Here is a 25,122-nt window from a genome sequence, read left to right as displayed (position 1 = left end):
TATGGACATACTGATTATCACCGTTCTCATCATTGCTGCAGTAATACTATTTTTGGTTGAACTGTTTGTCATTCCGGGGATTAGCCTGGCTGGCATTTCAGCACTTGCTTGTATTCTCTATGCCAACTATTACGCTTTCGCCAATCTGGGTATGGCAGGAGGATTTATCACTTTAGGGATATCGGCTGTCGCCTGTATCGGCTCGCTTATCTGGTTCATGCGTTCGAAGATGCTGGATAAGCTGGCTTTGAAAAAAGATATTGACTCGAAAGTAGACCGCAGTGCGGAAAAGAGCGTCAAGGTAGGCGACACAGGAATCAGCACTACCCGCCTGGCACAAATCGGTTATGCTGAGATTAACGGTAACATCGTGGAAGTAAGATCGATAGATGGCTTCCTCAATGAAAAAACTCCCATCATTGTGAGCCGCATCACTGACGGTACCATCCTGGTTGAGAAACACAAAATATAATATTCACTTAATATAAATTATCAATGGAAACATCTTTGTACTTACCTATCGTTCTGATTGTTGGAGGTATTATTTTCCTAATACTATTTTTCCATTATGTGCCGTTCTTCCTTTGGTTGTCGGCTAAAGTATCAGGCGTTAACATCTCGTTGATTCAACTCTTCCTGATGCGCATCCGTAATGTTCCGCCGTATATCATTGTTCCGGGCATGATCGAAGCCCACAAAGCCGGATTGAAGAACATCACCCGTGATGAACTGGAAGCCCACTACCTTGCCGGAGGCCATGTAGAAAAAGTAGTACATGCGCTGGTATCCGCATCGAAAGCCAACATTGAGCTGTCATTCCAGATGGCAACCGCTATCGACCTTGCCGGACGTGATGTGTTTGAAGCTGTTCAGATGTCTGTAAACCCGAAAGTGATTGATACTCCTCCTGTTACTGCAGTAGCCAAAGACGGTATCCAGCTGATAGCGAAAGCTCGTGTAACAGTACGTGCCAGCATCAAGCAGCTGGTCGGTGGTGCCGGAGAAGATACCATCCTTGCCCGTGTAGGTGAAGGTATCGTTTCCTCTATCGGTTCTTCGGAAAACCACAAGTCAGTACTCGAAAATCCGGATTCTATCTCTAAACTTGTACTCCGCAAGGGATTGGATGCAGGAACAGCTTTCGAAATTCTGTCTATTGATATCGCGGATATCGATATAGGTAAAAACATTGGTGCAGCTTTGCAGATTGACCAGGCTAATGCAGACAAGAACATCGCACAGGCTAAAGCAGAAGAACGCCGTGCAATGGCTGTCGCTTCCGAACAGGAAATGAAAGCTAAGGCACAGGAAGCACGTGCCAAAGTAATCGAAGCGGAAGCGGAAGTACCTAAAGCAATGGCAGAGGCCTTCCGTAGCGGCAATCTGGGTATAATGGATTATTACCGTATGAAAAATATCGAAGCCGATACTTCAATGCGCGAAAACATTGCCAAACCAACGACTGGTGGTACCACCAACCAGCCTTTGAGTAAATAGTCTACCAAACGCTGGAACCCGATTCCTATTCAGTTCATCTGCGTATCTTCTCTTTGACAAACTTGCAAAAGAAAAGAAAGATACCTCTTCCGAACTAAAATCCGGTTCCGGCGTTTCTATTTATATATACGACTTATTGTAAAACTAAAACCGTTCAATAACATGAAAAAGTACTTTCCATCCTCTGAACTGATTATCAACGAAGACGGCTCGGTATTCCATCTTCACGTAAAGCCCGAATGGCTGGCAGATAAAGTGATCCTTGTAGGAGATCCAGGACGTGTAGCACTCGTAGCTTCTCACTTTGAAAACAAAGAATGCGAAGTGGAAAGCCGCGAATTCAAAACAATCACGGGTACATATAAAGGTAAACGAATCACAGTGGTTTCTACCGGAATTGGTTGCGACAATATCGACATCGTTATGAACGAACTGGATGCACTTGCCAACATCAACTTTGAGACACGGGAAGAAAAAGAAAAGTTCCGCCAACTGGAGTTAGTACGTATCGGTACGTGCGGCGGCTTGCAGCCAAATACTCCGGTAGGCACCTTCGTTTGTTCACAGAAATCTATCGGTTTCGACGGATTATTGAATTTTTACGCCGGACGCAATGCGGTATGCGATCTTCCTTTCGAACGTGCTTTCCTTAATCACATGGGCTGGTCGGGAAATATGTGTGCCCCTGCGCCTTATGTTATTGATGCCAGTGAAGAACTGATTGACCGGATTGCTAAAGAAGATATGGTACGTGGTGTAACGATTGCCGCAGGAGGCTTCTTTGGGCCACAAGGACGTGAACTCCGTATTCCGTTAGCAGACCCGAAACAAAATGATAAGATTGAAGCATTTGAATATAAAGGCTTTAAGATTACCAACTTTGAAATGGAAAGTTCGGCACTTGCAGGACTTAGCCGACTGATGGGACATAAGGCAATGACCGTCTGCATGGTGATAGCCAACCGACTGATCAAAGAGGCTAATACCGGATATAAGAATACAATCGATACACTGATTAAGACTGTGCTCGATAGAATATAAGAGATATATCCATCATAACAGAATGGCTTGAATCATACTCTGTATTGTATGTTTCAAGCCATTTTTTCATTAATATCCAATCGTAAATCTCTCCTGATGATGCTTGGGATGTTCCAACTCATCGATCATTGCAGCCGCATAGTCTTCTACAGAAATATGGCTGTTACCCACGATATCCACAATCATATCATCTTTGCCCAAACGGTAACGTCCGGTGCGTACTCCCGGTCTCATATCTGCTGCCGGAGAGAAAAATACCCAGTCAATCTCTTTCTCCTTCATCAGGAAATTCAAATAAAACTCTCCCAAAGCTTTAACTCCGGGCAGGATATTCTCAGGAACTTCACCCGAATCCATCAGTCGCAATCCCGGCGCAATAAACAGTGATCCGGCACCACCTACCATCAGGAAGCGATTTACTCCCGCTTTCTTCACTCCATCAATGATAGTCAGATATACTTTGATGGTTTCGTCATATATATCAGGATTATTCCATCCCGGATTGAATGCACTGATAACGGCATCCGCTCCTTTGCAAACTTCGCATACTTCATCGAGCGAAGAGACATCCGCTTTCTTTACTTTCAGATGCTCGTTCTCTATCTTTATTTTCTCGGGATGACGAACTACAGCTGTCACTTCAAAGCCACGATTCAATGCCTCATTTAGCAGAGCGGAACCAACAAAGCCGCTAGCTCCGATGAGGACTATCTTTTTCACTTTCTCCATATTCCAACAAAAATTAGATTGTTATTATTACTTTAATAACAATCTAACTTTCAGAATGTTGGTCTCCTTTTAGAAAATTAATTATCCGATATAGGTTTCTATCGTTTCTTTCAGTTTCTCCAAAGAATATGGTTTGGAGATAACTGCATTGCATCCAGCCTGAATAGCCTGTTGCTGTTCCGTATAGAACGCATAGGCAGTGACTGCAATAATAGGAACCGAAAGAGAAATAGTTCGAATCTTCTCTGTAGCCTGAATGCCATCCATCACAGGCATACGAATATCCATTAATATCAAGTCCGGTTTTTCCCGAATAAAGCTATTGATTGCTTCCTGTCCGTTACGCACCCACAGAATAGTATACTCTTTCTTCAGTAAGATATTCAACTGGGCAAAGTTCGATTCGATATCCTCCACAACCAAAATCTTTTTATGACGTACGGATTCAGAATCAATCTTAGTAGAAAGACTCCGTTCGGCAACTTCTACCGGTATCTCCTGATAAGGCAGATAAAGCGCAAACGTACTACCTTGTCCCAGTTCCGAGCTAACTTCAATACGGCCACCGAGACGTTCTACAATACTCTTGCAAATAGAAAGCCCCAGTCCGGTACCTTGCACAAAGTCGTTCAGTTTTTCAAAACGAGTAAAGATTTGAGGAAGTTTCTCTTCCGGAATTCCACAGCCCGTATCGCTGACAAACAGTTTCAGCCAGTCTCCCTCCTGTTTCAATCCCAATGTGATACTTCCCGTTTCAGTATTCTTAATGGCATTGGATAAAAAATTGAAGAGTACCTGCATCACACGGTTCCGATCGGTAGAAGTCCAGAACTCTCCTTGCGGACGAACCACTTTCAAGTCCACATTCAACTTCATCTTTAACTGATGCACCTTCTCCACTTCATCCACCAAACCGGCTATTTCAACTTGCTGGAAGTGCATCTCCGATTTACCGGATTCGATGCGGGACAAGTCCAAAATATCATTGATCAACTGCAACAGCAGATTGCTATTCTTCTGGATAATCTCCAGATATTCATGTTTTTCCTCTTCATTCTCCGTTAAAACCATAATCTCCGAAAATCCCACAATAGCATTCAGCGGAGTACGAATCTCATGACTCATATTTGCGAGAAATACAGACTTCATCCGGTCGGCATCCTCTGCACGCCGTTTCGCTTCAATTAATTCCTCGGAACGACGGATACGGTCGCCAATATCGTGTATTAACGCCAGCACGGTATTACCTTCAAACGGGGCGATGCGTGCCTGAAAATAATGTTTACTCCCCTCCACTTCCAATGGATATTCAATCTCTTTCAGATTCCCGTCCTTCAGGCATTCGCGAATATTGCAAAGAAACAAATCACTTACTTCCGGAGAATAAATACTGCGCCCGTCCGCTCCTTTCAGCACTTCTACCGGATGCAGCAGAATCGTACCCGGCGCCATCAGCACATCCGTTATAAAGAAATTCTCGTCAAAGATGAAGATAAATTCGGGTAAAGCTTCTATTATTTTACGGTTATGTTCTTCCAGATGTTTAATATGCTGTTCCTTTTCACACTGGGAGGTAACATTTACAGTATATGCCAACAGTTTATCCGGATCTCCTTCTTCATTCCCTTTATAAGACAAGAAATGATCTTCCAGCCAAATCACTTCACCATGCTCCCCGACACAACGGACCTGTATCTGAGATGCTTTGGACTCCGAAGCAAGCATTTTAGCAAAAGCTGTCTGATAGGCATTTATATCTTCGGGGTATGCGAAATGGTAAAAGTCATTAATGTCTTTAAAGACTACTCCCGCCTCTTTCAAGCCTAACGTGCGGAAATAATCGTCCGTGAAGCTACATTTCCCTGTCGGAATGTCATATTCCCATAAAGCTATTTGATGTGCGGCAAGTACAGAAAGTATCTTTTGTGAATTTTCCCGTATGATTTCATTATTCTCATTCGGTGAATATAAGTTTGTATCCGGCTCCATAGACTATCATTATATTTTGTATGTGCATTGTTTGAACGGCAGCAAATATAAACAAATAAAACACAAGTTGTGTCTAATCTTATTTTTTTTACTTAGAAACAATTATCTTTGCATCATCCAAAAAGAAATATAATGAATCAAGATACTATCTGCGCTATTGCTACCGCTCAAGGAGGAGCCATCGGAAGCATCCGTGTTTCCGGTCCTGAAGCTATTTCCATTACAAGCCGCATCTTCCAACCAGCCAAAGCCGGCAAATTACTTAGTGAACAAAAGCCTTATACGCTGACATTCGGGCGTATCTATAATGGAGAAGAAGTCATAGATGAAGTCCTTGTGAGTCTTTTCCGGGCTCCTCATTCTTATACGGGAGAGGATAGTACAGAAATCACGTGTCATGGTTCTTCCTATATTCTTCAGCAAGTAATGCAATTGTTGATTAAGAACGGTTGCCGTATGGCTCAACCGGGAGAATATACCCAACGCGCATTCCTCAACGGAAAGATGGACTTAAGTCAGGCGGAGGCTGTAGCCGATTTGATTGCATCTTCTTCCGCAGCCACTCATCGTTTGGCCATGAGTCAGATGCGGGGAGGTTTTAGCAAAGAGTTAACGGACCTACGAAGTAAGTTGCTAAACTTCACTTCCATGATCGAACTGGAACTTGACTTCAGCGAAGAAGATGTGGAGTTTGCTGATCGTTCGGCATTGCGAAAACTCGCAGATGAAATAGAGCAGGTTATCTCCCGACTGGTTCATTCATTTAATGTTGGGAATGCCATTAAGAATGGTGTTCCGGTAGCTATCATCGGTGAAACGAATGCGGGGAAATCAACTTTACTGAATGTATTACTGAACGAGGATAAAGCAATTGTCAGTGATATTCATGGTACCACGCGTGATGTCATTGAAGATACTATTAATATAGGTGGCATCACTTTCCGATTCATTGATACTGCCGGAATCCGGGAAACAAATGATACCATTGAAAGTCTTGGTATTGAACGTACATTCCAAAAGCTGGATCAAGCGGAGATTGTACTTTGGATGGTTGATTCATCTGATGCATCTTCTCAGATAAAGCAATTATCAGAAAAGATCATTCCTCGTTGTGAAGAGAAGCAACTAATTGTTGTATTCAACAAAGCGGATTTGATTGAGGAAAAGCAGAAAGAAGAATTATCTGCTTTATTAAAGGACTTTCCTAAAGAATACACGAAGTCTATCTTCATATCGGCAAAAGAACGTAAACAGACCGACGAGTTACAAAAGATGCTTATTAACGCAGCACATCTGCCTACGGTAACACAGAATGATATTATTGTGACAAACGTAAGGCATTATGAAGTTTTAAGTAAAGCTTTAGATGCTATTCACCGGGTACAGGATGGGCTTGAAACGCATATATCTGGAGATTTTCTTTCGCAAGATATACGGGAGTGTATTTTCTTCATTTCGGATATTGCAGGGGAAGTGACGAATGATATGGTGCTTCAGAATATCTTTCAGCATTTTTGCATCGGTAAGTAGGTAGTGATTACCAGCGATTAGCATATATCATCAATGATTATTAAGGCGTTCATTTTGAGCGCCTTTCTTTTTAGCCTTATAAGCGATGGTTATCGTTTATAGGGCTTTTTCAGCTCATTTTTGTACCGTATTTGTTACTCGCTTGTTACTCTCCGATTTTAGGTCGGAAAGGTCGTGGAGAAAGTTGACTGTGGTTGACTATGATTGACGATAGTTGAACAAAATGGAGAAATAACAAGAGAAATAAACCTCTAAAAAGTAACGAATATGGCAACAAGTAAAATGAAAATCAAAAAGGTATGCGAGTGGTGTGGCACAACATTTTATGCCCAAAAGCTAACAACACGCTTCTGTTCTCATCGGTGCAATAATCTTGCATACAAAGAAACGGTACGGCAGAAGAGAATACAAGAAGTAGAAACCAAAGTCCAAACGATCATCAGTGAACAACCCATATCCGATTTCAAGGATAAAGAATATCTATCGTTCAAAGAAGCTGCGACTTTATTAGGGCTGAGTAAACAAGCCGTATATAAAATGGTATATGCCGGAAAGCTGCAAGCATTCCGCATCAGTAGCAGGTTGTCTTTTATCCGTAAAAAAGATATTGACCGGATGGTAGAAGCTCGTCCTTATGAACAACGACATCCGAAGGACACTATTCCTATCACCGATTTCTACACCACAGCCGAAGTCAAAGAGAAATATCATGTAAATGAATCATGGATATTTGCGGTAGCCAAGAAGAACAACATTCCTCGCACTTTCAATCGTGGCAAGACCTACTGGAGCAAGAAGCACATGGACACTTACTTTGCCAAGAAAGCCCCGAGTCCAGACATCAATGAATGGTATAGTACACAAGAAATGCAGGAAAAATTCGGCATGACCTTATCCGCTATCTACACTTTCGTTTCTAAGAATGCCATTCCAAAGAAGAAAGAAGGTATCATGGTGTATTATTCCAAGAAACATGTCGATATAGCCAAAGGAGTGGAAGTACCCGAAGAACCTCAGTATTATACGGTAGCCGAAGCTATGGAGAAGTTCAATCTTACCCGTGACCAACTCTATCATTATGCGAAATATCATAATATCCCAAAGGTCAAGAAGGGCAAATACACGCTTATCTCCAAACCTGAATTGGATAAGCTACTTGCAGCCCCAAAAATTGAATAAGTTATTTATCGATGAATGTTCTCACCATTGAATCACCTTATTCCTTTGCACCAAACAAATGTAAAACTCTAAATATTAAACAGTATGACACACACGTGTACAAAAGTAACAGTTCGTCAGAGAGCGATTCGGAATAATCGCATCTCCTTGTATCTGGATTATTATCCGGCAGTTCGTAACCCCGAAACCATGCAGATGAGCCGTCGGGAATATCTCGGCATCTACATCTATGCCCATCCTAAAAATGAAATGGAACGGGAATTCAACAACGATATGCTAAACAAGGCAGAGGCTATCCGTTGTATCAGAGTGCAATCGCTCATCAATGAAGAGTTCGGTTTCTTAGACAAGACCAAACAGAAAGCCGACTTTCTCGCCTACTTCAAAAAGATGTGCCGAAGCAAAGACCAGAAATGGATGTTTGTCTATCAGCATTTCTACAACTTCGTCAAAGGGCAATGTACCTTCGGCGAAGTGAATGTGGATTTATGTAAGAAGTTCCGTGAGTACCTGTTGAATGCCAAGCAGCTCAAACACAGCAATCGTCCCATATCTCTCAATTCGGCATCCGGCTACTACTCTACTTTCAGAGGATTGTTGAAGATTGCTTACCGAGACAAATGGCTTCGAGAAAACATCAATGACTATCTTGACAAGATTGAACCACAAGATGTGAAGAAAGAATACCTGACACTGGACGAAGTGAAACAACTTGCCGCCACTCCTTGCGACATCCCCGTTCTGAAAGCCGCCTCATTGTTTGCTTGTCTGACAGGTTTACGCATCAGCGATATTCTCAATCTTCAATGGGAAGATTTTGCCATTGCTCCCGACCAAGGCTATTGCTTGCGTATCAGAACTCAGAAAACCCAAACGGAAGCGACACTCCCCATCAGCTACGAAGCCTATGAACTATGCGGTATGCCCGACACAGGTAAGGTATTCAAAGGGTTGAAACGAAGTATGATTAATTATCCGCTGAAGAACTGGCTCAAAAAGGCAGGAATAACGAAGCCGATAACCTTCCACGGATTTCGTCACTCCTACGCAGTTATCCAAATCTCTTTAGGCACAGATATTTACACTGTCTCAAAGATGCTAACCCACAAGAACGTTTCCACTACTCAAATCTACGCAGATTTGGTCAATGTAAAGAAACGAGAGACAGCCAATAAGATTTCACTGAAATAAATTACAGCTATGAAACGAGGAATCATAACAAACAACGGACATGGTATCCATATTTCTGATGGAGAAGTATGGATGACCGTTTGGGAGATTGCCGACTTATTCTATACAACAGTTGGATCAATCAATTCCCGTTTAAAAGCAATATTGAAAGCCAATGTCTTAAAGAAGTATGACATCTGCCAATGTATAAAGTTGGAAAATAGGAATAGTGCCGATGTATATAATCTCAACATGATTATAGCTCTATCCTATCAAATAGACACTGGACATTCTGCAGCATTCAGGAGATGGTTAATAAACAAAGTTACTCATAATCAAGATTACAACATCCTGTTATATCTCAACAAAGGTACAAACCATACATTGTATTGCTAATAAACTATACCTCTATACCCTATTGATTATCTGCATTGTTTATCCCAAATGATGCAGATAATTTTTATTTTTGAGATACACAAGTTTGTTGCACCAACTATTTTCATCTAAAAACAAGAAATTTGCAATACGCTTATTATTAAGCATGTAACATGATGAAAAGTGATGAAATATATCGTCAAAAGCCCATTGACAAGCAAAACTATGGATTTTCTCAAAAATTAATCCTATATATTTGCACACAAACGATTAATACAACTCACTATGGAGCAGAAAAAGATAGAACAGATAACATTGCATCTGATTGTTTTTGGTACAATCATTATCATTAGTGTTTTAGCCCGTCAGACCGTACTTCACTATGGTTGGGACGAGTTCAGCAGCTACCTTATTCTTATAGTATGCTCTATTGTCATAGGAGCTATCTACCTCAATCTACAAATGGCATTCAGACAACTCCTTTCCCCAACAATAGAAAGATGCATTTTGAGATTTGAGGGCTACCGTAATAAGGCTGTGGTGGTAGAAGCTCTAGTGAAACATTCGAAACTTGCCGAAAGTACCATTATTTCAAAATCCATCATTTCTGAACCTGAAATTGAAATTAAATCTGACACAACAGAAGAAGTTTCTACCCCTTCGTGTTCTGAACTCAATGAAGATGTGACAGAACTTCCAAAGGAAGAAGCCACACCTTCTACCATCAATAATATACCCATCGCAGAATCCAATCAGCCATCAGAATACGAGATATTCCGTGCCAACGCTATGGCTGAGAAGGAACGAGCATCGCAAGAAAAATTAGATAAGGTTCTCGCATATACGAAACAAAACTTGGTTCTCTACCTTAGCGAAACTGACCTCAATCGTCTATGTGGATATATTACAGAATATTACTTATCAGATACTATGCCCAAAGTCGAGCAAATAAAGGTTGATGCCCAATTAAAAACCATTGACATCATGCACTTTGGTTGGAATATAGGTAAGGCATTTGGCAAGCCACGTTTGCAGACAGCCACATTTATCAAAAGGGTATTTGCTCATACCCTCCGTGATTCAGAAATATCTACCATTGAGCGTAAGATGTCGCATACGGAATCCGTATGCAAGATTAAATTAGATAGGAGAATTGCATAAAATCACCACATATAATGACAACATAAATAGTCAAAGCGAACTTGATTTTTCAATTATTGACAAATACGCTTTTATTCCTTGTAGCTTATTCTTTATAAATTCGTGCGTTGAGAGCTGCTTGGATAGTATTGCTATCTTTTTTTTTATAACCCAAAGGAGCAAGAAGTCGGTTATTTTGGCATATTACACCTGTTATAATAGGATTTTTAGTTTGATAATGTGTCTTTTTGTGACTGATTCTGAATCCTGACTTTTTAATGATTGCAAGGAACTGAGGTACTAGATTTTTAAAATCAACTTTAGATGACAAAGTTATATCATCAACAAACATTGAAAATTTAATATGATGCTCCTTTGCTAACTGGTCAATTTCCGTACCTATGGGTTTAAATACCAAATTAGCAATTAAAGTTGAGGTTGGAACACCTTGCGGAACTTGATATTTATGAGTAGTTAGTTTAGTTAATATTCTTGCTATAGCAGGCGTACAACCCTCTCGAAGAAACATTTGAAAAACTTGCTTATGAGAAATAGATGGAAAAAATGACTTCAAGTCTGTCGTAAATATATATTTATTTCCTTGATGAAGACGAGCATTACGCACATTATTTTTCCCCCGAATACCACCATAAACATATTGAGGAATTTTAACTTGCTTTGACATAAAATCGTAAAGGCGCGTTTGAACCTCTTTTAGTTTTCCTCTAGACGAGTTTATTTGTCTAGTGGCAATTTCTCCATTACTATTCTTCTTTGGTTTGTCAGTAAACTTATTAAATTTTACTCTTTCAAAAGAATAATAGTAATCTTCTATGTGTGCCAATAAGTAATCCAACTGTCCCTTATTAACACCCAGTATATATAGTAAATATTTTTCGTTTGTTATCATCAAAAAAAGAAATTAGAGAGCTGATTATAACAATTCAAAAAAAGATTTGCACCATTCAATCAAAGGCTTCATTACATTCGATAATTGAATCAATGCCTTTATAAATTCAGCAATGGCTTTAATCCATTTTGCCAATTTTTTTATCTTCTTCTCCTGTGTTACAATCATTGGAGAACAATGGAGGGAAATTTTGTAAGCCTTCTTCCCTCTCTTTGAAGGCTTCTTCTTTTTTTTAGCCATAAGCATTTAATTTTAGTTCGGGCAATATTGCCACGTGCCTAAAATCAATATGACCTAACTAAAATATGCTTAGACATTGTCTTCCATTGTACTCTCTATTTTCACGTGCCTAAAAAATGGACACAAATTAATGAAGTAGATACGAATCTTCCATGTATCGACAATCGGAAATAATGAACGAACTATATGAGATGTTCTTGTCTCCATTCTGCCATACTTCAAAACTATATCCGCCCCATTTTACCAATGACTTGGTGCGATTGCTCGCTTTAGGTTTTAGCATAATCTAGTCTCCAAAGCCTTCCTCAGTCTATCAAAGAACTAATACATTGTAAACATAGCGAAATCTTCGCAATTATTCTACCAACTACATCAAAAAGTTATTCATCAGTTATATTTTGGTGAATAATTCCACCATTGAAACACCTGTTTCCTTTGCCATCGAACAATTAAAAACGATTGGCGTATGCAAAAAGAAACAGTAACATTTGATAAGCTGCCCGAAGCGGTAGGTTATCTGACCGAACAAGTCATCGAGTTGAAAAGAATGGTATCGGAACTTCAACCGCCCGCATCAGACAAACACGTGTTGGTTGAAATTGAGGATGCTTGCCGTATTATCAGAAAAGCCAAGCCTACCATTTATACATTGGTACGCAAAGGGCTGCTTCCTGCCTATAAGAAAGGAAAAAAACTCTATTTCTACGAAGACGAACTTCTAGCATGGATTGAGAATGGTCGAAGAAAAACTTCCGAGCAAACATACGAAGAGATGCTTGCCAATATGCAAGGCGGCATCCGTCATAAGCCCAAATCATCCGTGAAACTTTAATAGGTGTGGCTATGGATACATATTCTATTAATCCGGCATCCATCATTGACGAAGCGGTTGATTTAAGTATGCGACTAACGGGTACTGATTTCCCTGTTAGCATATTCCCTACAAGAATCCAACGTATCATCAGCGAGGTACACGAATGCCATAACTACCCAACCGACTACATTGCCGCAGCTATCCTTACGGCACTAGCAGTCGGCATTGGCAACACGCATCTTGTCCAAATCAAGCAAGGCTGGGTGGAAAGCCCTATCCTATATATAGCATTAATTGGACGACCGGGAGCAAACAAAAGCCATCCGCTCAGCTTTGCGATGAAGCCGTTTCTTGATTATGACTACCGACAGAATCAGGAATTTGAAAAGGCACTTGCAAAGTACGATGAGCTGATGAGCATGAGCCGCAAGGAACGTGCGGAAAGCGGTAGTGAGCAATTTCCACAAGAGCCTATCCGCAAACGCTTCTTGGTTTCGGATGTAACGCCCGAAGGATTGAGCCTCATTCATGCTCAAAACAAACGTGGGTTATGCTTGTGGGCTGATGAATTATCCGCTTGGTTCAAGAATTTCAACCGCTATAACAACGGTTCGGAGGAACAGTTTTGGCTCTCAGTATTCAGTGCAAAGACCACCATGTCCGACCGCAAGAACGCCAAGAGTTCCATCTTCATCAAGCGTCCGTACATATCGGTTATTGGGACTATCCAAAATAAAATCTTGAATGAGTTGGCTAAAGGTGAACGTTCCAGCAACGGGTTTATCGACCGCATCCTGTTTGTAATGCCGAATCTGCAACAGAAAGCACGGTGGAATGACAAAGAACTGCCGGAAGATATAGAGCAAGAGTGGAATGCCATCATTGACAAGCTGATACAATCAGAGTGCCACCTCAATGAACATGGAGAGATTGAACCACAAATCCTTTTTTTCTCAGAGGATGCCAAGAAACGGCTTTACGAGTGGCAGCACCATTTTTCTGAGCTGTGCGACCGGGAAACAAACGACACCATCGTAAGTATCTATTGCAAGCTGGAAATATACATCATCCGTTTCTGTCTGATTATCCAATTAGCACGATGGACTTGCGGAGAATGTGATAAGACCTGTATCGACCTGTTGACAGTGGAACGAGCAATCAAACTGACGGAGTATTTCAAAGAGTCTGCATTGAACGTTCAAAATGTCCTCAATGAAAATACGCTCAACAGCCAACAACAGACAATAGTCAATCTGCTTCCTCCATCCTTTACAACCGCCCAAGCTATGCAGATAGCCGAGCAAAACGGGATGAAGGAGCGCACGTTTCAACGCTTTCTCAATGACAACATCGGGACATTGTTTCGCAAAGAGAAACATGGAGAATATTCAAAGACTAACCCGTGACATTTTTGTCGGTATTGACACTTTCCAAACGAAAACGACAATAACGACAAAAGTGACACACTAAAAAAGAAACATACAATGAGTACACATAGATTCATATTAGAACCCTACAAAGGTGTCAGCACTCGACATACTTGTCCGAACTGTCACCGCCAAAGATGCTTTTCCAAATACATTGATACAGAGAAGCAAATCAAGTTCCCAGAATACGTGGGGCGTTGTGATCATGAGCAGAAATGTGGTTATCACTTCACGCCTCGTGATTACTTTGAGCAGAATCCATCTGAGAAAGAAAAGTTTGCAGAGAATAGCTTCGGAAGTTATACACCTATTAAAGAAGTAAAACCGATAGCCATCTCCTACATGGATTTGGATATAGTCAACCAATCATTACGAGGCTATTCTGCGAACAAGTTATTTCAGTTTCTATCGGCCCAATTCGGAGAGACGGAAACATTGAATCTTATGAAGAGATACAAGGTTGGTACATCCAAGTATTGGGATGGTGCAACCGTATTCTGGCAAACGGACAATCGGAGTAAAGTCAGAACTGGTAAGATAATGCTTTACAATTCCAAAACGGGTAAGCGAATAAAAGAACCATACAATCATGTTACGTGGGTGCACTCCGTATTACACAAAGATGATTACAATTTGAAGCAGTGCTTCTTCGGTGAGCATCTGCTTTCCGAAGACAAAAACCGTCCAGTTGCGCTGGTCGAAAGCGAGAAAACGGCAATTATTGCATCTTACTATCTGCCGCAATTCCTATGGATAGCATCAGGTGGAAAGAACGGTTGCTTCAATGTCAACAGCCTATCCGTTTTAGCAGGAAGAAGCGTTGTATTATTCCCTGATTTAGGTGCAACCGACTATTGGCAGAGCAAAATCAGCCTGATGAAAAGCTGCGGAATTGAAGTACAAATGTTCGATTATCTGGAAGCCAACGCTACCGAAGACGAACGCAAAGAGGGCTACGACATAGCTGATTATCTACTCAAAGTGAAGCCTGACGAAGCCATTCTTCAACAAATGATAAGGAAGAATCCTGTCTTGAAAACACTGATAGAGACATTCGATTTAAAGCTCATCAGCGTACAACAAGGCACTCCACAACCGAAGGTTTTACCACCCAAGAAGCGAGGATTCAGACTTTGAACTCAGGGAGAGGAATCGAGACTTTTTTACTGTAGCAAGTTAATGTCGGTGTATTACATTCCCCGACCACTTGCTCCTCAAAAAGTCTGAGGAGGCGGCTCCCGATGGTCACACATTATTCACTAAAAACAGATTCAAATGGAAAAGAAATATACAGTAACACTCCGTCTGTCATATCAGCAATACGCATGGCTTGGTGCGCTTTGCAGACGGAGCAAGCAGACTCAAAGCGAAGTGATCCGTTCGCTCATCGAAAACGGTTCGGTACGTGAACGAATCACGCAAGAGCATATTCACATCATCCGTCAACTGATTGGCGAAAGTACCAATCTTAACCAGTTGGCAAGACAGGCAAACACCTACGGTTTCTTCGCCGTAGCGGACAGATGCAAGGAAATGGCTCAGCACATTAACCTACTTATAAAACGTTTGAAAGATGATAGGTAAACAGACTAAAGGGACATCGTTCGGTGGCTGTGTTAGCTATGTTCTCAAAGAGGAGAAATCCAAATTGCTGGAAGCAGTTGGAGTAGAAGGTACACCCGAACAGATGGCGGAGCAATTTGAGTTACAATCGCTGCTCAATGATAAGGTAAAGAATATTGTCGGACATACTTCGCTCAACTTCTCACCGGAAGATAGCGAACGCTTGAAATATGATGATGAACTGATGTTGCAAATTGCCCACGACTACATGAAACTGATGGGAATCGAAAACACGCAGTACATCATTGCCCGGCACATCGACCGTGAACATCCGCATTGCCACATCGTCTTTAATCGAGTGGACAATGACGGCAAAACGATTAGCGACAAGAATGACTTTCGCAGGAATGAGAAAGTTTGCAAAATGTTGACCGCCAAATATCGCTTGCATTTTGCCAATGGTAAAGACCATATCAAGGAGGAACGATTGCGCCCTTATGACCGAGCAAAGCATGAGATATACAAAGCGTTGAAAGAGGAACTGTCCCAAGTACAAAATTGGGCTGACTTAAAGGATGCACTTGCCGACCGAGACATTGATATGAAATTCAAGGTCAGCCGAACTACACGGGAAATACAGGGTGTAAAATTTGAGTACAACGGTTTTTCTTTCTCCGGCTCTAAGATTAGCCGAGAGTTCAGCTACTTGAATATCGACAACCGACTGGAAGAGAATGCTTGTGCATCCTTGTTTGAATCACCCAAACAGGAATCCAGACATAAGGAAGATAATGTACAACAAAGCGTTTCCCATTCCGATGATGGCTCAAGCATCAGTCTCGGCTTGCTAAACGGCAACTCGTCCTACGATGCCACTGCCGCAGAAGAAGCCGAGTTCAATCGGCTGATGAAAAAGAAAAAGGCTAAGCGCAAGCGAGGCTTTCATTTATAATCCACTTTTTATTAACACTTTAAATCAATTATTTATGGAAGATTTGATTCTAGATTTCAATCTCTACTTGTGTGAGAAGTTCGGCTACAGAAACAGTTGTAGCGTGATGCAAAATGCCAATGGCTTTTGTGTGAACATCAGTGAACGTGATCTAGACTGCTACATCCGCTTCTGGGAGTATAGTTGTGGAAGAGGCAATTTCCCCGACTGGTCTATCATCATTGTGCGCAGTAACTTCAAGAAGAACCAAGAAGAAAGCCTGAAAGATTTGGCTCGCTTCTTCAAGGAGTACATGCCACGCTACGGTTACAAATACCTTTGTACCGAAGGTGATAACTACAAGTATTATCAAACACTCGGTTTAAAGCTCATCTATCGAGGAATCTTTGATCAAAACAATTATGGATTGCCGATTAAAGACTTAAATGTCTGACACATCGTTTAAAATTGAGGAGGGGACTTTTCCTCTCCTTTTCTTATATACCGATAAATCAGAATTTAGAAGCAATGGCAAAGCAGCTTTACGATTACTGGTTTGTGCAATTTGACTTTCCAGATGAGAATGGAAGACCATATAAGTCAAGTGGCGGTGAAATGGTTTGGAATGAGAAGTTGAAACGTAAGATTCCTGCATCTTGGGAAAACAAAAATATAGAGGATATTGCTGATGTTTACAATGGTGCAACCCCTTCTACTATTAATGAACAAAATTATGGAGGAGATATTGTTTGGATTACTCCGAAAGATTTATCTGACCAGAAGCAAAAGTTTGTATATCAAGGAGAACGCAATATTTCGCAAGCAGGATATAATTCTTGCAGTACTCATTTATTGCCTCCAAATACAATATTGATGTCAAGCCGTGCGCCAATAGGTCTGTTATCTATTGCTAAGACTGAGTTGTGTACCAATCAAGGATTTAAGAGCTTTGTTCCCAAAGCGGAAAACATATCAACTTACCTGTATTATTATCTAAACATTCACATCAAGCAGATAGAACAACTAGGCACTGGAACAACATTCAAAGAGGTGTCTCGTGAAGACGTGCTGAAATTTCCAATTCTAAAGCCAAGTGATGCAATCTTGGATTTATGGGAAAAGCAAGTGTCAGCTCTTAATAACAAACAGTTTGTAATTCAAAAAGAAAACGAATTCCTTACTAAGCAACGAGACGAACTTCTCCCACTTTTGATGAACGGTCAAGTATCGGTAAATTCTGATTTAGCAGTCTCTTATATTACAATACTTCGTTAAATTTATACCTAATCCGTTGAGAACAAACAAGTTAATTGACAAAGTTTAGCAAAATAAAATAGGTCAAGTGGCTGATTATCATTATCTTTAATGGTATCCTACCACACATTAAAGGTATGAATAAGACAGCACTTGACCAATATGAGGAAATCGTAACCGATGCTTTGAAAAGTTGTTCGGCGAAGTTACGCAAAAGTTTTGAAACAGCATTCATCCAACTCATGATTTTGTATATGGTACTACCAAGAAAGATAAATTTCACACAAATGGGGCGTTACTCAGATAGCTCGGAACAACGCTTCCGACAGTTGTTTGAACGTGGGTTTGACTGGATGCAGTTCAATCTCTTCCTTATGCGGCAGCGGTTTGGTGAAAGCGCCAGGAAAGCCATTGCCATAGACGCAAGCTACATTTCAAAGTCGGGAAAGAAGACTCCCTTATATCGGCAAGTTCTGGTCGGGATGCGCTTCTGCAATGAAACGAGGATTGGAGATTCTCGGCATTGGCATTATCGACATTGATAGTCGGGACTGTATGATGCTACGTGCGGAACAGACACCGGACAAGGCGTATATGGAAAAGCAAGGCGAAGATTACAACCTTGTGGACTGGTATCTTGACGTACTCCGCAAATACAGGGACAAGTTGCTCGGCATAACACGTTATATCGTTGCGGATGCTTGGTTCTCAAAGGCTAAGTTCGTGGGTGAAGCCTGTCTGCTGGGATTTCATGTCATCAGCCGCCTACGTGATGATGCCGCCTTGTGGTATTCACATAACGGTGTCCGCACAGGCAAACGGGGACGACCGCGTATCAAAGGAGAGAAGATTGATTTTGAGAGACTCGACCTTCAGCATTGCGAGATTCTAGACATTGAAGGAGGAAGGGCTTACTCAGTCAAGGCATATTCAAAAGCAATGAAACGCAACATCAAAGTAGTGGTTCATTATCCGGAATCAGGAGGACATAAAATCTATTTCTCCACCGATCTTGACATGCCGGCCAAAGACATCATCGAATACTACCGTACACGATTCCAGATTGAGTTTTGCTTTCGGGATTCAAAGCAGTTTACCGGACTCAATGATTGCCAAGCAAGAGACTTGAAGAAACTCGACTTCGCTTTCAATGCTTCACTGGCCTCGGTAAACATCGCAAAGGTCATGCGGAAACAATACTATCCGTCGCTTTCCATCGGATTGCTAAAGGCCTATCTGAGTAATATTTATATGTTCAAAAGATTTTTTAGCAAGTCCGGTCTGAAACCGAACAGAACTTTTAATACTAAACTTATCCAAGAACTATTTGGCATAGTGGCAGAAGCCGCTTAGCCGATATGTTGAATTTTTAACGGACTGTTAAGACTATAAGTGAAAGTCACAAAATAGGCTGAAAGCTCAGTGGTCTTCCTCGCCCATTTTGTCTCTTTTAACCCAATTCGGTCGTTAGAACGAATAAAAATAGTCAGTCGCTTTACTTTTCTCGTTCTAATGACTGATTGAGGTTTATCCGCTAAAAGCCCTACTTAGGCCACATATCTACTATAAATTCTTTATTCCAGGCATCTTTCTCCGCTAAAACATATTCCGTTTCCCACTTGCCTAACGAATATCCCACTATATGCAATTCGGCTCCTGTCTTACCGGCCAGCTTAAACTTGCCGCTGGTGTTGACCTTGAACTGATAGTCGGAACCCGTTACTACACTTGCAGACAGATCTGTTGAAACAGAAGGACCTACTTTAACGAAAGGACCTCCGCAATAGGCTATATTGACTTCCGTCTTGAAATATACACCCAGGCTTGCAGCCACTTCACCAGAGTAAGTGATGTTGGTTCGATCTACATAGCAGTTAAACGAATGGTTGTATTCTTTATAAAAGACCCAGCCTCTGTCTCTTGCATAGGAAGGACCCAGCTTAAAGGAAGAATCAAAAGTCATGGGCAGAGTTATGCCTATCGTGCCTTTTGCATGTGCATTACAGTCCATAGTTAAAGTGGGTATAACCATGACCGAAATGTGAATGGGACCTGCTATCGGGAATACAACTACAATAGGAGGATAATAGACTAATGGGACTTCACCGCCGCTTGATTTATCCTTCACATCCCATTCAACGAACAGAGGACCATCCAGTTTGTACTCACCTGTGAAGTAGCAATCAAAGTTACGTAATTTGAACCAGGAAATGTTGATGCCGATTTCAAGGTCTAATGCTGTGTGGGTCTGTACATCCTTCAGTCCAATGCGTAAGCCTTTTTCTTCGTATGAATAATTGGTTATTCCATCCTTGTTGAAAATGTGCCATGTAGCTTCTTGGGCCAGCAGCTCTTCGGCTGTTGCATACTTTTTGCCATTGTCTTCTGTACCGCTGAAGATAACCACGCTGGGATGATAAACGCCGTCTTTGGAATAACGGTTCTTCAAGCCTTTCTCGCCGTAGTTAACATACAATTCCGTGCTCAGCTTGAAGTCGCCATGCTCTATCAGGTCTGCCAATGTACCTTGGGTTGTCGTCAGAATAGCATCCTTTCCGTTTGCCGATACATTTGATACCTTCCGAATGAAAGGTGGCGTGTCAATGCTGCGCCATATAGACAACACATCGTTCTTGTTTACCTTTGTCTTTATCTTATCCAGGTATGCCTGGCTCACACGAATCTGTGTTGTGTCAGCATTTAAGATCTCCACATCGTTCGGATTGATAAAATCAAAATAGTTGAGAGCTTGGGCATTTTCTGCAAGCTCAATTTCGCCTTTCTCAATAGGCGGATCGGGAGAAACATTGTTATCGTCATCGTTGTCACAAGATATTACCGTAAGTGATACGAAGAACAAGGCAAGAAAAGCAAACTTGCCTGATTTGAAAAAAGACCAATACTGCTTCATAAATGTGGATTATTTTACGCCTTCCAGGTTTCTTGGAAGAACCTGATAATACATGGAAGCGTGAAACCGGAACACCGCATTTTGAGTGGAGTCACAACAAAACAAGCATAACGCTTCCTCAATTGTTGATATACCTAATTTCCGCAACACTTTTGTACAAGAATAATTTAAAGCACTGAGTAGTAATGTATTACCCAGTGCTTTGTCATGTCAGAAGATTCACTTAACTTCGTGTTGCAATAAAAATCAAACCAATCTTCAGCAGACATGGCTAAAGTACAAATAAAATTCGATTCAATCACACCTTTTGGCGGAATATTTTCAATCATGGAGCAATTTGATGCTCTTTTATCGGACGTAATCGACTCCACATATAGGACTGCGTAGCAGAACCTATGGTTACCAATACAGTGAAATCATCCGTTCTCTCATGTGCGTATTCTTCTGTGGCGGCTCGTGCATTGAAGACATATCCACTCATCTCATGCCCCATCTTTCCCTGCATCCCAAACTTAAAACCTGCAGCGCAGACACGATTCTTCGCGCCATAAAAGAACTGACTACAGACAACATAACGTATTCATCTCCAGACTCAGGTAAATCATATGACTTCAATACAGCTGACACAATGAACGAATTGTTGGTCAAGTCTCTCATTGCTACCGGAGAATTAATATTATATATAAGAACAAAATTATTAGAATTATGAAAGAAAACATCATTCAGGCGATAGTTGCGGAAATGCAGCGTGACTTAGATTGCCGACAAATGGCACGGCTTAAAGCTGTGCTTACATCAGAACTGCATAATGTAGAAATCATTGAAAAGAGCGATTGTGCCACACAGCAAACGCAGGAGAATGAACATCTTCTTAACTCTTTTATATCAGCCAAAAAGATAGAGGGATGTTCAGAAAAGACATTAACTTACTACCGTAATACCATTGAACGGTTGTTAGTCACGCTTTCATTGGCAATTTGTCACATTACGACAACAGATATTCGTACTTATCTATCCGATTATCAAGAAGAACACCAATCGAGCAAAGTGACCATTGACAATATGCGACGAATCTTTTCCAGCTTCTTTGCATGGTTGGAAGATGAAGATTATATCGCCAAAAGCCCGGTAAGACGCATTCACAAGGTTAAGACAGATTCACTTGTAAAAGAGGTGCTTTCTGACGAACAATTGGAGCAACTTCGAGATAGTTGCACGACCAAACGAGATCTTGCTATTATAGACTTTCTTTCATCCACGGGTATTCGTGTGGGTGAGTTGGTCAAACTGAGCCGTGAAGATATTGATTTCCACGAACGGCAGTGCGTGGTGTTCGGAAAAGGTAACAAAGAACGTGTTGTTTACTTCAACGCCCGTACCAAACTACATTTGCAACAATATCTTAATGAGCGAACAGACAGCAATCCAGCCTTATTCGTTTCCCTCAATTCGCCACACTCACGACTGACTATTAGCGGTGTGGAAGTTAGAATCAGAAAAATGGGGCAAGCACTTTCTATGCCAAAAGTTCATCCTCACAAGTTCCGTCGTACCCTTGCAACAATGGCTATCGACAAAGGTATGCCCATCGAACAGGTGCAGCGACTACTTGGTCATGTACGCATTGACACAACACTGCACTATGCCATTGTGAATCAAAACAATGTAAAGTTGGCGCATAAGAAATATTTGGGATAACTGAACCACAAGAATCTGCCTAAAATTATGTAACTTTGCATCCAAAACAGGATGTATATGACTAAGTTATCATCAATCGCAGATTATGTAACCGACAAAATCAGTAGCAACGATATTGCCTTACGCGAATATGTTACTACAGACTGCATATTACAAAACAAAAAAGGACGGGAAATTGCAACCAATCTTCCGCCACAGTCTTGTTGTCTCACTCGCTATCAACATGGCGATGTATTAATAGCAAATATCAGACCATATCTCAAAAAGGTTTGGTTTGCAGATATAGACGGTGGAGCCTCTTCTGACGTGTTGGTTTTTAGAGCTAAAGAGGGACATTCGCCAAGTTTTCTTTATGCCGTACTACTTCAAGATTCTTTTTTTGACTATGTAATGCAAGGAGCCAAAGGAAGTAAAATGCCTCGTGGAGATAAAGAGCAAATTCTAAGATATGAAATGCCAACACTTTCTTGTTCGGAGGAAAGCATTGGCACATTTTTCTTGAATCTTGACCAAAAAATCAGACTCAATGAGCAGATAAATCAGAATTTAACGGCAATGGCGAAACAACTTTACGACTATTGGTTTGTGCAATTTGATTTTCCGAATGAAGAAGGGAAGCCTTATAAATCAAGTGGTGGGGAAATGGTTTGGAATAAAAAGTTGAAGCGAGAGATTCCAAAAGGATGGAATATATCTTTAATAAAAGATTTTGCTACCACATATTCAGGAGGTACACCCAAATCAACAAATATAGAATACTACAACAACGGAGAAATAGCTTGGATAAACAGTGGGGAACTGAATAGTCCTATAATCACTAAGACTACCAATTATATTACAAAATGTGGATTAGAAAATTCAAGTGCAAAGTTATATCCAAGCAACAGTATATTGGTCGCAATGTATGGCGCAACAGCAGGTAAAGTTAGCTTGCTAACATTCGAAGCTTGTTCTAATCAAGCCGTTTGTGGCATTATCCCTACAATAGAAAATATGTTATACTATGTGTACTTCCATATATCATCGTTATATAGCCATTTTATTACACTCAGTACGGGTTCCGCAAGGGATAATATTTCTCAAAATACAATCAAGAATATCTTATTGCCTATACCAACAAGAAATATTCTGAAACTATTTGATGAGAAGATTGGAAGTATCTACCAAATGATTGTAAATAACTATCAACAAATAGATTCATTGGCTATGCAGCGTGACGAACTATTGCCGCTTTTGATGAATGGTCAAGTATCGGTAAATTCTGATTTATCGAACGGTTTATAGCCGTTTTCCCATCGATAGTACGAATAGTTTTGGCCAGTTTCTTTTGCTCAGCAATAGAAATTGGCTTTATTTCAATGGCTTGGTATGCCTGCTCTAGTTGTAGGTTCTTAATTCCTGAAGTTTTGCCCTCAAAATTGAAGAAAGCTCCCATGTTATAAAAGTGCTGAATGTAGAGATAAATGTATTCCGCATCCCACTCTTTTTTCACACGGAATGCTGCGCAAAAGTTTGAACAATCAACCGATTGCAACTTTTCTATAAGGTTAGGCGTTATAAGGCAAACTCTTCCTGTCGATTGTGTGGGGCTGCCTCCTGATTTTTCTACAATTATATCACCTACTTGTAGCAGCTTATTTTCATAACTACGTTTTGAAATATACCTTTTGGGTATATGATTATAATCTTGGTTTTTGATGGGCTCAATATCTGCACCACGTACACAGAAGACTTCGCAAGGAGTGTCTTCCGTATGTGATTCATTGCCCCAATCACCTGATATAAAAGTCTCTATGGTTTCTATTAGTTTCATTATTAAGAAATCAGATAGCGTTAATACTTATTGAAAGGATGACAGATATGAGCGCAACTATCAATGCCCACTTTGCAATTAAACGAGAGTATTTTGCTTCATACAATGATGCAAGAATACTATGGTATCTTTGCTCTTGACAAGCTTTATAGCCTTCTGGTGTGAGAGACATTTGCTGTGAGTTTTCATCAAAATTGATGAGACCCAACCATAACATTTCATGGACCCAAAGTTCAGTTTGTGCATGAATAGAGTCAATATAGTCAAATGTGCATTGTTTGTCAAGATACGTATGGATGTCCTTATATGATACATAGTCCTTACCAATATAAAATTGATTGGCAAGTAAATAATCCAAGATTTTACAGAATAGCCAATATTTCACTCGGCAATCTTTTGATATTTTGGTTTCACTTTTAAGAAATTCTTTAATTTCAGTCATTATATCTAATCGTATATATTTACTTTTGTAGTTTTATTACCAGTTTCTTTTTTCTTCAAAATTAGCTATTTTCTTTGACTCCCAATGCTCGTTGAGAATTTCGTAGAAGCGGTCATATATCTTTCTTTTAATAGACTCAGAGTCAAATTCGTTATCATAATAGCATTGGCTATAATCCACAAAGAACCGCTCTTGCGGCAATAGTTTCTCGTACTCATTGTCCAATACCCCCTCTATGGCGTCCTCTAAGCAGGGTGATATTTCATCGTAACACTTGCTTTGGTACTCTATTGAGAGAATATTAAAAAAGTTAAACGAAGAAGGATAATCATCTGTACCTATGTGAATGTTCCAGGAGTTTATTTTACGAATGGCTCGCTTACAAAGACTGTTTATGATGCCTTTTGCAAAATACTCGCATTGATCCTGTACTTCTTGGATAAGTTTTTCGTCTTCTGTCATACTATAT

At 40.6% G+C, this 25,122-nt stretch carries 27 protein-coding genes and 1 pseudogene; 20 read left to right on the top strand and 8 right to left on the bottom strand.

Translation table 11 applies throughout. From position 1 onward, the window contains the following. Nucleotide 1: 1 nt before the first annotated feature. The 3 genes from KTR07_RS00335 to KTR07_RS00325 all read left to right on the top strand — a co-directional run bounded on the left by KTR07_RS00335 (nt 2) and on the right by KTR07_RS00325 (nt 2,538). Complete coding sequence (locus KTR07_RS00335; RefSeq protein ID WP_008760315.1) at nt 2–472, top strand: NfeD family protein; 471 nt, start codon at nt 2–4, stop codon at nt 470–472. A 23-nt stretch (nt 473–495) separates the two neighbouring features. Next, entirely contained in the window at nt 496–1,497 is a 1,002-nt protein-coding gene (floA, locus tag KTR07_RS00330; RefSeq protein ID WP_008760314.1) for a flotillin-like protein FloA, read from the top strand. A gap of 162 nt (nt 1,498–1,659) precedes the next feature. Beyond that, nucleotides 1,660–2,538: a nucleoside phosphorylase gene (locus tag KTR07_RS00325; protein WP_008764707.1), complete on the top strand. Its 879-nt coding sequence runs from the start codon at nt 1,660–1,662 to the stop codon at nt 2,536–2,538. Nucleotides 2,539–2,607: 69 nt separating this feature from the next. Here the strand turns inward: KTR07_RS00325 and KTR07_RS00320 are convergent, their stop codons facing one another. Both KTR07_RS00320 and KTR07_RS00315 read right to left on the bottom strand, forming a co-directional pair. Continuing rightward, nucleotides 2,608–3,267 (bottom strand): NAD(P)-dependent oxidoreductase, encoded by a 660-nt coding sequence (locus KTR07_RS00320; protein WP_008764706.1) that lies wholly within the window; start codon nt 3,265–3,267, stop codon nt 2,608–2,610. A gap of 81 nt (nt 3,268–3,348) precedes the next feature. Beyond that, on the bottom strand, nt 3,349–5,256 hold the full coding sequence (locus KTR07_RS00315) for an ATP-binding protein (protein ID WP_008764705.1): 1,908 nt from the start codon (nt 5,254–5,256) through the stop codon (nt 3,349–3,351). Nucleotides 5,257–5,388: 132 nt separating this feature from the next. Here KTR07_RS00315 and mnmE point away from each other — a divergent pair, with 132 nt between their 5' ends. The 5 genes from mnmE (at nt 5,389) to KTR07_RS00290 (ending at nt 10,671) form a co-directional block, all read left to right on the top strand. Continuing rightward, entirely contained in the window at nt 5,389–6,786 is a 1,398-nt protein-coding gene (mnmE, locus tag KTR07_RS00310) for a tRNA uridine-5-carboxymethylaminomethyl(34) synthesis GTPase MnmE (RefSeq protein ID WP_008764704.1), read from the top strand. Between the two features lie 267 nt (nt 6,787–7,053). Next, nucleotides 7,054–7,965, top strand: a complete 912-nt coding sequence (locus KTR07_RS00305) for a helix-turn-helix domain-containing protein (RefSeq protein WP_005859021.1) — start codon at nt 7,054–7,056, stop codon at nt 7,963–7,965. Between the two features lie 84 nt (nt 7,966–8,049). Beyond that, complete coding sequence (locus KTR07_RS00300; protein ID WP_005859027.1) at nt 8,050–9,156, top strand: site-specific integrase; 1,107 nt, start codon at nt 8,050–8,052, stop codon at nt 9,154–9,156. 9 nt (nt 9,157–9,165) lie between these two features. Then, nucleotides 9,166–9,531 carry a hypothetical protein gene (locus KTR07_RS00295; RefSeq protein ID WP_005859029.1) on the top strand — a complete coding sequence of 122 codons (366 nt, stop codon included), beginning with the start codon at nt 9,166–9,168 and terminating at the stop codon, nt 9,529–9,531. 264 nt (nt 9,532–9,795) lie between these two features. Further along, nucleotides 9,796–10,671, top strand: a complete 876-nt coding sequence (locus KTR07_RS00290) for a hypothetical protein (protein ID WP_005859030.1) — start codon at nt 9,796–9,798, stop codon at nt 10,669–10,671. Nucleotides 10,672–10,756: 85 nt separating this feature from the next. On the opposite strand, the gene KTR07_RS00285 is transcribed toward KTR07_RS00290, so the two are convergent. Continuing rightward, nucleotides 10,757–11,560, bottom strand: coding sequence for a reverse transcriptase family protein (locus tag KTR07_RS00285; protein ID WP_254306521.1), 804 nt, complete (start codon nt 11,558–11,560; stop codon nt 10,757–10,759). A gap of 24 nt (nt 11,561–11,584) precedes the next feature. Continuing rightward, nucleotides 11,585–11,800 (bottom strand): hypothetical protein, encoded by a 216-nt coding sequence (locus KTR07_RS00280; protein WP_005859034.1) that lies wholly within the window; start codon nt 11,798–11,800, stop codon nt 11,585–11,587. A 466-nt stretch (nt 11,801–12,266) separates the two neighbouring features. Here KTR07_RS00280 and KTR07_RS00275 point away from each other — a divergent pair, with 466 nt between their 5' ends. The 9 genes from KTR07_RS00275 (at nt 12,267) to KTR07_RS00240 (ending at nt 19,142) form a co-directional block, all read left to right on the top strand. Beyond that, nucleotides 12,267–12,632 (top strand): helix-turn-helix domain-containing protein, encoded by a 366-nt coding sequence (locus KTR07_RS00275; protein WP_005859036.1) that lies wholly within the window; start codon nt 12,267–12,269, stop codon nt 12,630–12,632. Between the two features lie 11 nt (nt 12,633–12,643). Continuing rightward, nucleotides 12,644–14,020, top strand: coding sequence for a DUF3987 domain-containing protein (locus tag KTR07_RS00270; protein ID WP_005859037.1), 1,377 nt, complete (start codon nt 12,644–12,646; stop codon nt 14,018–14,020). Between the two features lie 78 nt (nt 14,021–14,098). After that, entirely contained in the window at nt 14,099–15,178 is a 1,080-nt protein-coding gene (locus KTR07_RS00265; RefSeq protein ID WP_005859039.1) for a DUF6371 domain-containing protein, read from the top strand. 138 nt (nt 15,179–15,316) lie between these two features. After that, the gene (locus KTR07_RS00260) at nt 15,317–15,625 is read left to right on the top strand and encodes a MobC family plasmid mobilization relaxosome protein (protein WP_004316509.1); all 309 of its coding nucleotides are present in this window, start codon (nt 15,317–15,319) and stop codon (nt 15,623–15,625) included. Continuing rightward, complete coding sequence (locus tag KTR07_RS00255) at nt 15,615–16,556, top strand: relaxase/mobilization nuclease domain-containing protein (protein ID WP_005859041.1); 942 nt, start codon at nt 15,615–15,617, stop codon at nt 16,554–16,556. Before KTR07_RS00260 ends, KTR07_RS00255 begins: the two co-directional genes overlap by 11 nt. A 34-nt stretch (nt 16,557–16,590) precedes the next feature. Next, entirely contained in the window at nt 16,591–16,989 is a 399-nt protein-coding gene (locus KTR07_RS00250; protein WP_005859043.1) for a hypothetical protein, read from the top strand. Nucleotides 16,990–17,063: 74 nt separating this feature from the next. Further along, entirely contained in the window at nt 17,064–17,810 is a 747-nt protein-coding gene (locus tag KTR07_RS00245) for a restriction endonuclease subunit S (protein ID WP_005859045.1), read from the top strand. Nucleotides 17,811–17,926: 116 nt separating this feature from the next. Then, nucleotides 17,927–18,331 carry a hypothetical protein gene (locus tag KTR07_RS28300; RefSeq protein ID WP_005859047.1) on the top strand — a complete coding sequence of 135 codons (405 nt, stop codon included), beginning with the start codon at nt 17,927–17,929 and terminating at the stop codon, nt 18,329–18,331. Further along, on the top strand, nt 18,285–19,142 hold the full coding sequence (locus tag KTR07_RS00240; RefSeq protein WP_227154503.1) for a transposase: 858 nt from the start codon (nt 18,285–18,287) through the stop codon (nt 19,140–19,142). The genes KTR07_RS28300 and KTR07_RS00240 overlap by 47 nt, the downstream gene beginning before the upstream one ends. 190 nt (nt 19,143–19,332) lie before the next feature. On the opposite strand, the gene KTR07_RS00235 is transcribed toward KTR07_RS00240, so the two are convergent. Beyond that, nucleotides 19,333–20,700, bottom strand: coding sequence for a hypothetical protein (locus KTR07_RS00235; RefSeq protein ID WP_005640468.1), 1,368 nt, complete (start codon nt 20,698–20,700; stop codon nt 19,333–19,335). Nucleotides 20,701–20,967: 267 nt separating this feature from the next. On the opposite strand from KTR07_RS00235, the pseudogene KTR07_RS00230 reads away from it, so the two are divergent. The 3 genes and pseudogenes from KTR07_RS00230 to KTR07_RS00220 form a co-directional block, all read left to right on the top strand. Continuing rightward, nucleotides 20,968–21,373 (top strand): annotated as a pseudogene (locus KTR07_RS00230) (IS1380 family transposase); the annotation flags it as partial. A gap of 32 nt (nt 21,374–21,405) precedes the next feature. Continuing rightward, nucleotides 21,406–22,398: a site-specific tyrosine recombinase/integron integrase gene (gene xerA, locus KTR07_RS00225; RefSeq protein WP_005859054.1), complete on the top strand. Its 993-nt coding sequence runs from the start codon at nt 21,406–21,408 to the stop codon at nt 22,396–22,398. 51 nt (nt 22,399–22,449) lie between these two features. Continuing rightward, nucleotides 22,450–23,682, top strand: coding sequence for a restriction endonuclease subunit S (locus KTR07_RS00220; RefSeq protein ID WP_005859056.1), 1,233 nt, complete (start codon nt 22,450–22,452; stop codon nt 23,680–23,682). Here KTR07_RS00220 and KTR07_RS00215 read toward each other — a convergent pair. Genes KTR07_RS00215 through KTR07_RS00205 form a run of 3 tightly spaced genes read right to left on the bottom strand, consistent with a single transcriptional unit; the run spans nt 23,603 to nt 25,115 of the window. Beyond that, nucleotides 23,603–24,211 (bottom strand): restriction endonuclease subunit S, encoded by a 609-nt coding sequence (locus tag KTR07_RS00215; protein ID WP_005859058.1) that lies wholly within the window; start codon nt 24,209–24,211, stop codon nt 23,603–23,605. The genes KTR07_RS00220 and KTR07_RS00215 overlap by 80 nt on opposite strands. Before the next feature lie 10 nt (nt 24,212–24,221). Beyond that, nucleotides 24,222–24,653, bottom strand: a complete 432-nt coding sequence (locus tag KTR07_RS00210) for a hypothetical protein (protein ID WP_005859071.1) — start codon at nt 24,651–24,653, stop codon at nt 24,222–24,224. Between the two features lie 36 nt (nt 24,654–24,689). After that, on the bottom strand, nt 24,690–25,115 hold the full coding sequence (locus tag KTR07_RS00205) for a hypothetical protein (RefSeq protein WP_005859074.1): 426 nt from the start codon (nt 25,113–25,115) through the stop codon (nt 24,690–24,692). Nucleotides 25,116–25,122 lie beyond the last annotated feature (7 nt).

The sequence above is a fragment of the Bacteroides sp. MSK.20.82 genome (genome assembly GCF_019052485.1).
GTDB classification, from domain to species: domain Bacteria; phylum Bacteroidota; class Bacteroidia; order Bacteroidales; family Bacteroidaceae; genus Bacteroides; species Bacteroides thetaiotaomicron.
The sequence above is the reverse complement of the archived record's forward strand: the minus strand, read 5'-3'. Positions and strand labels throughout refer to the sequence as shown.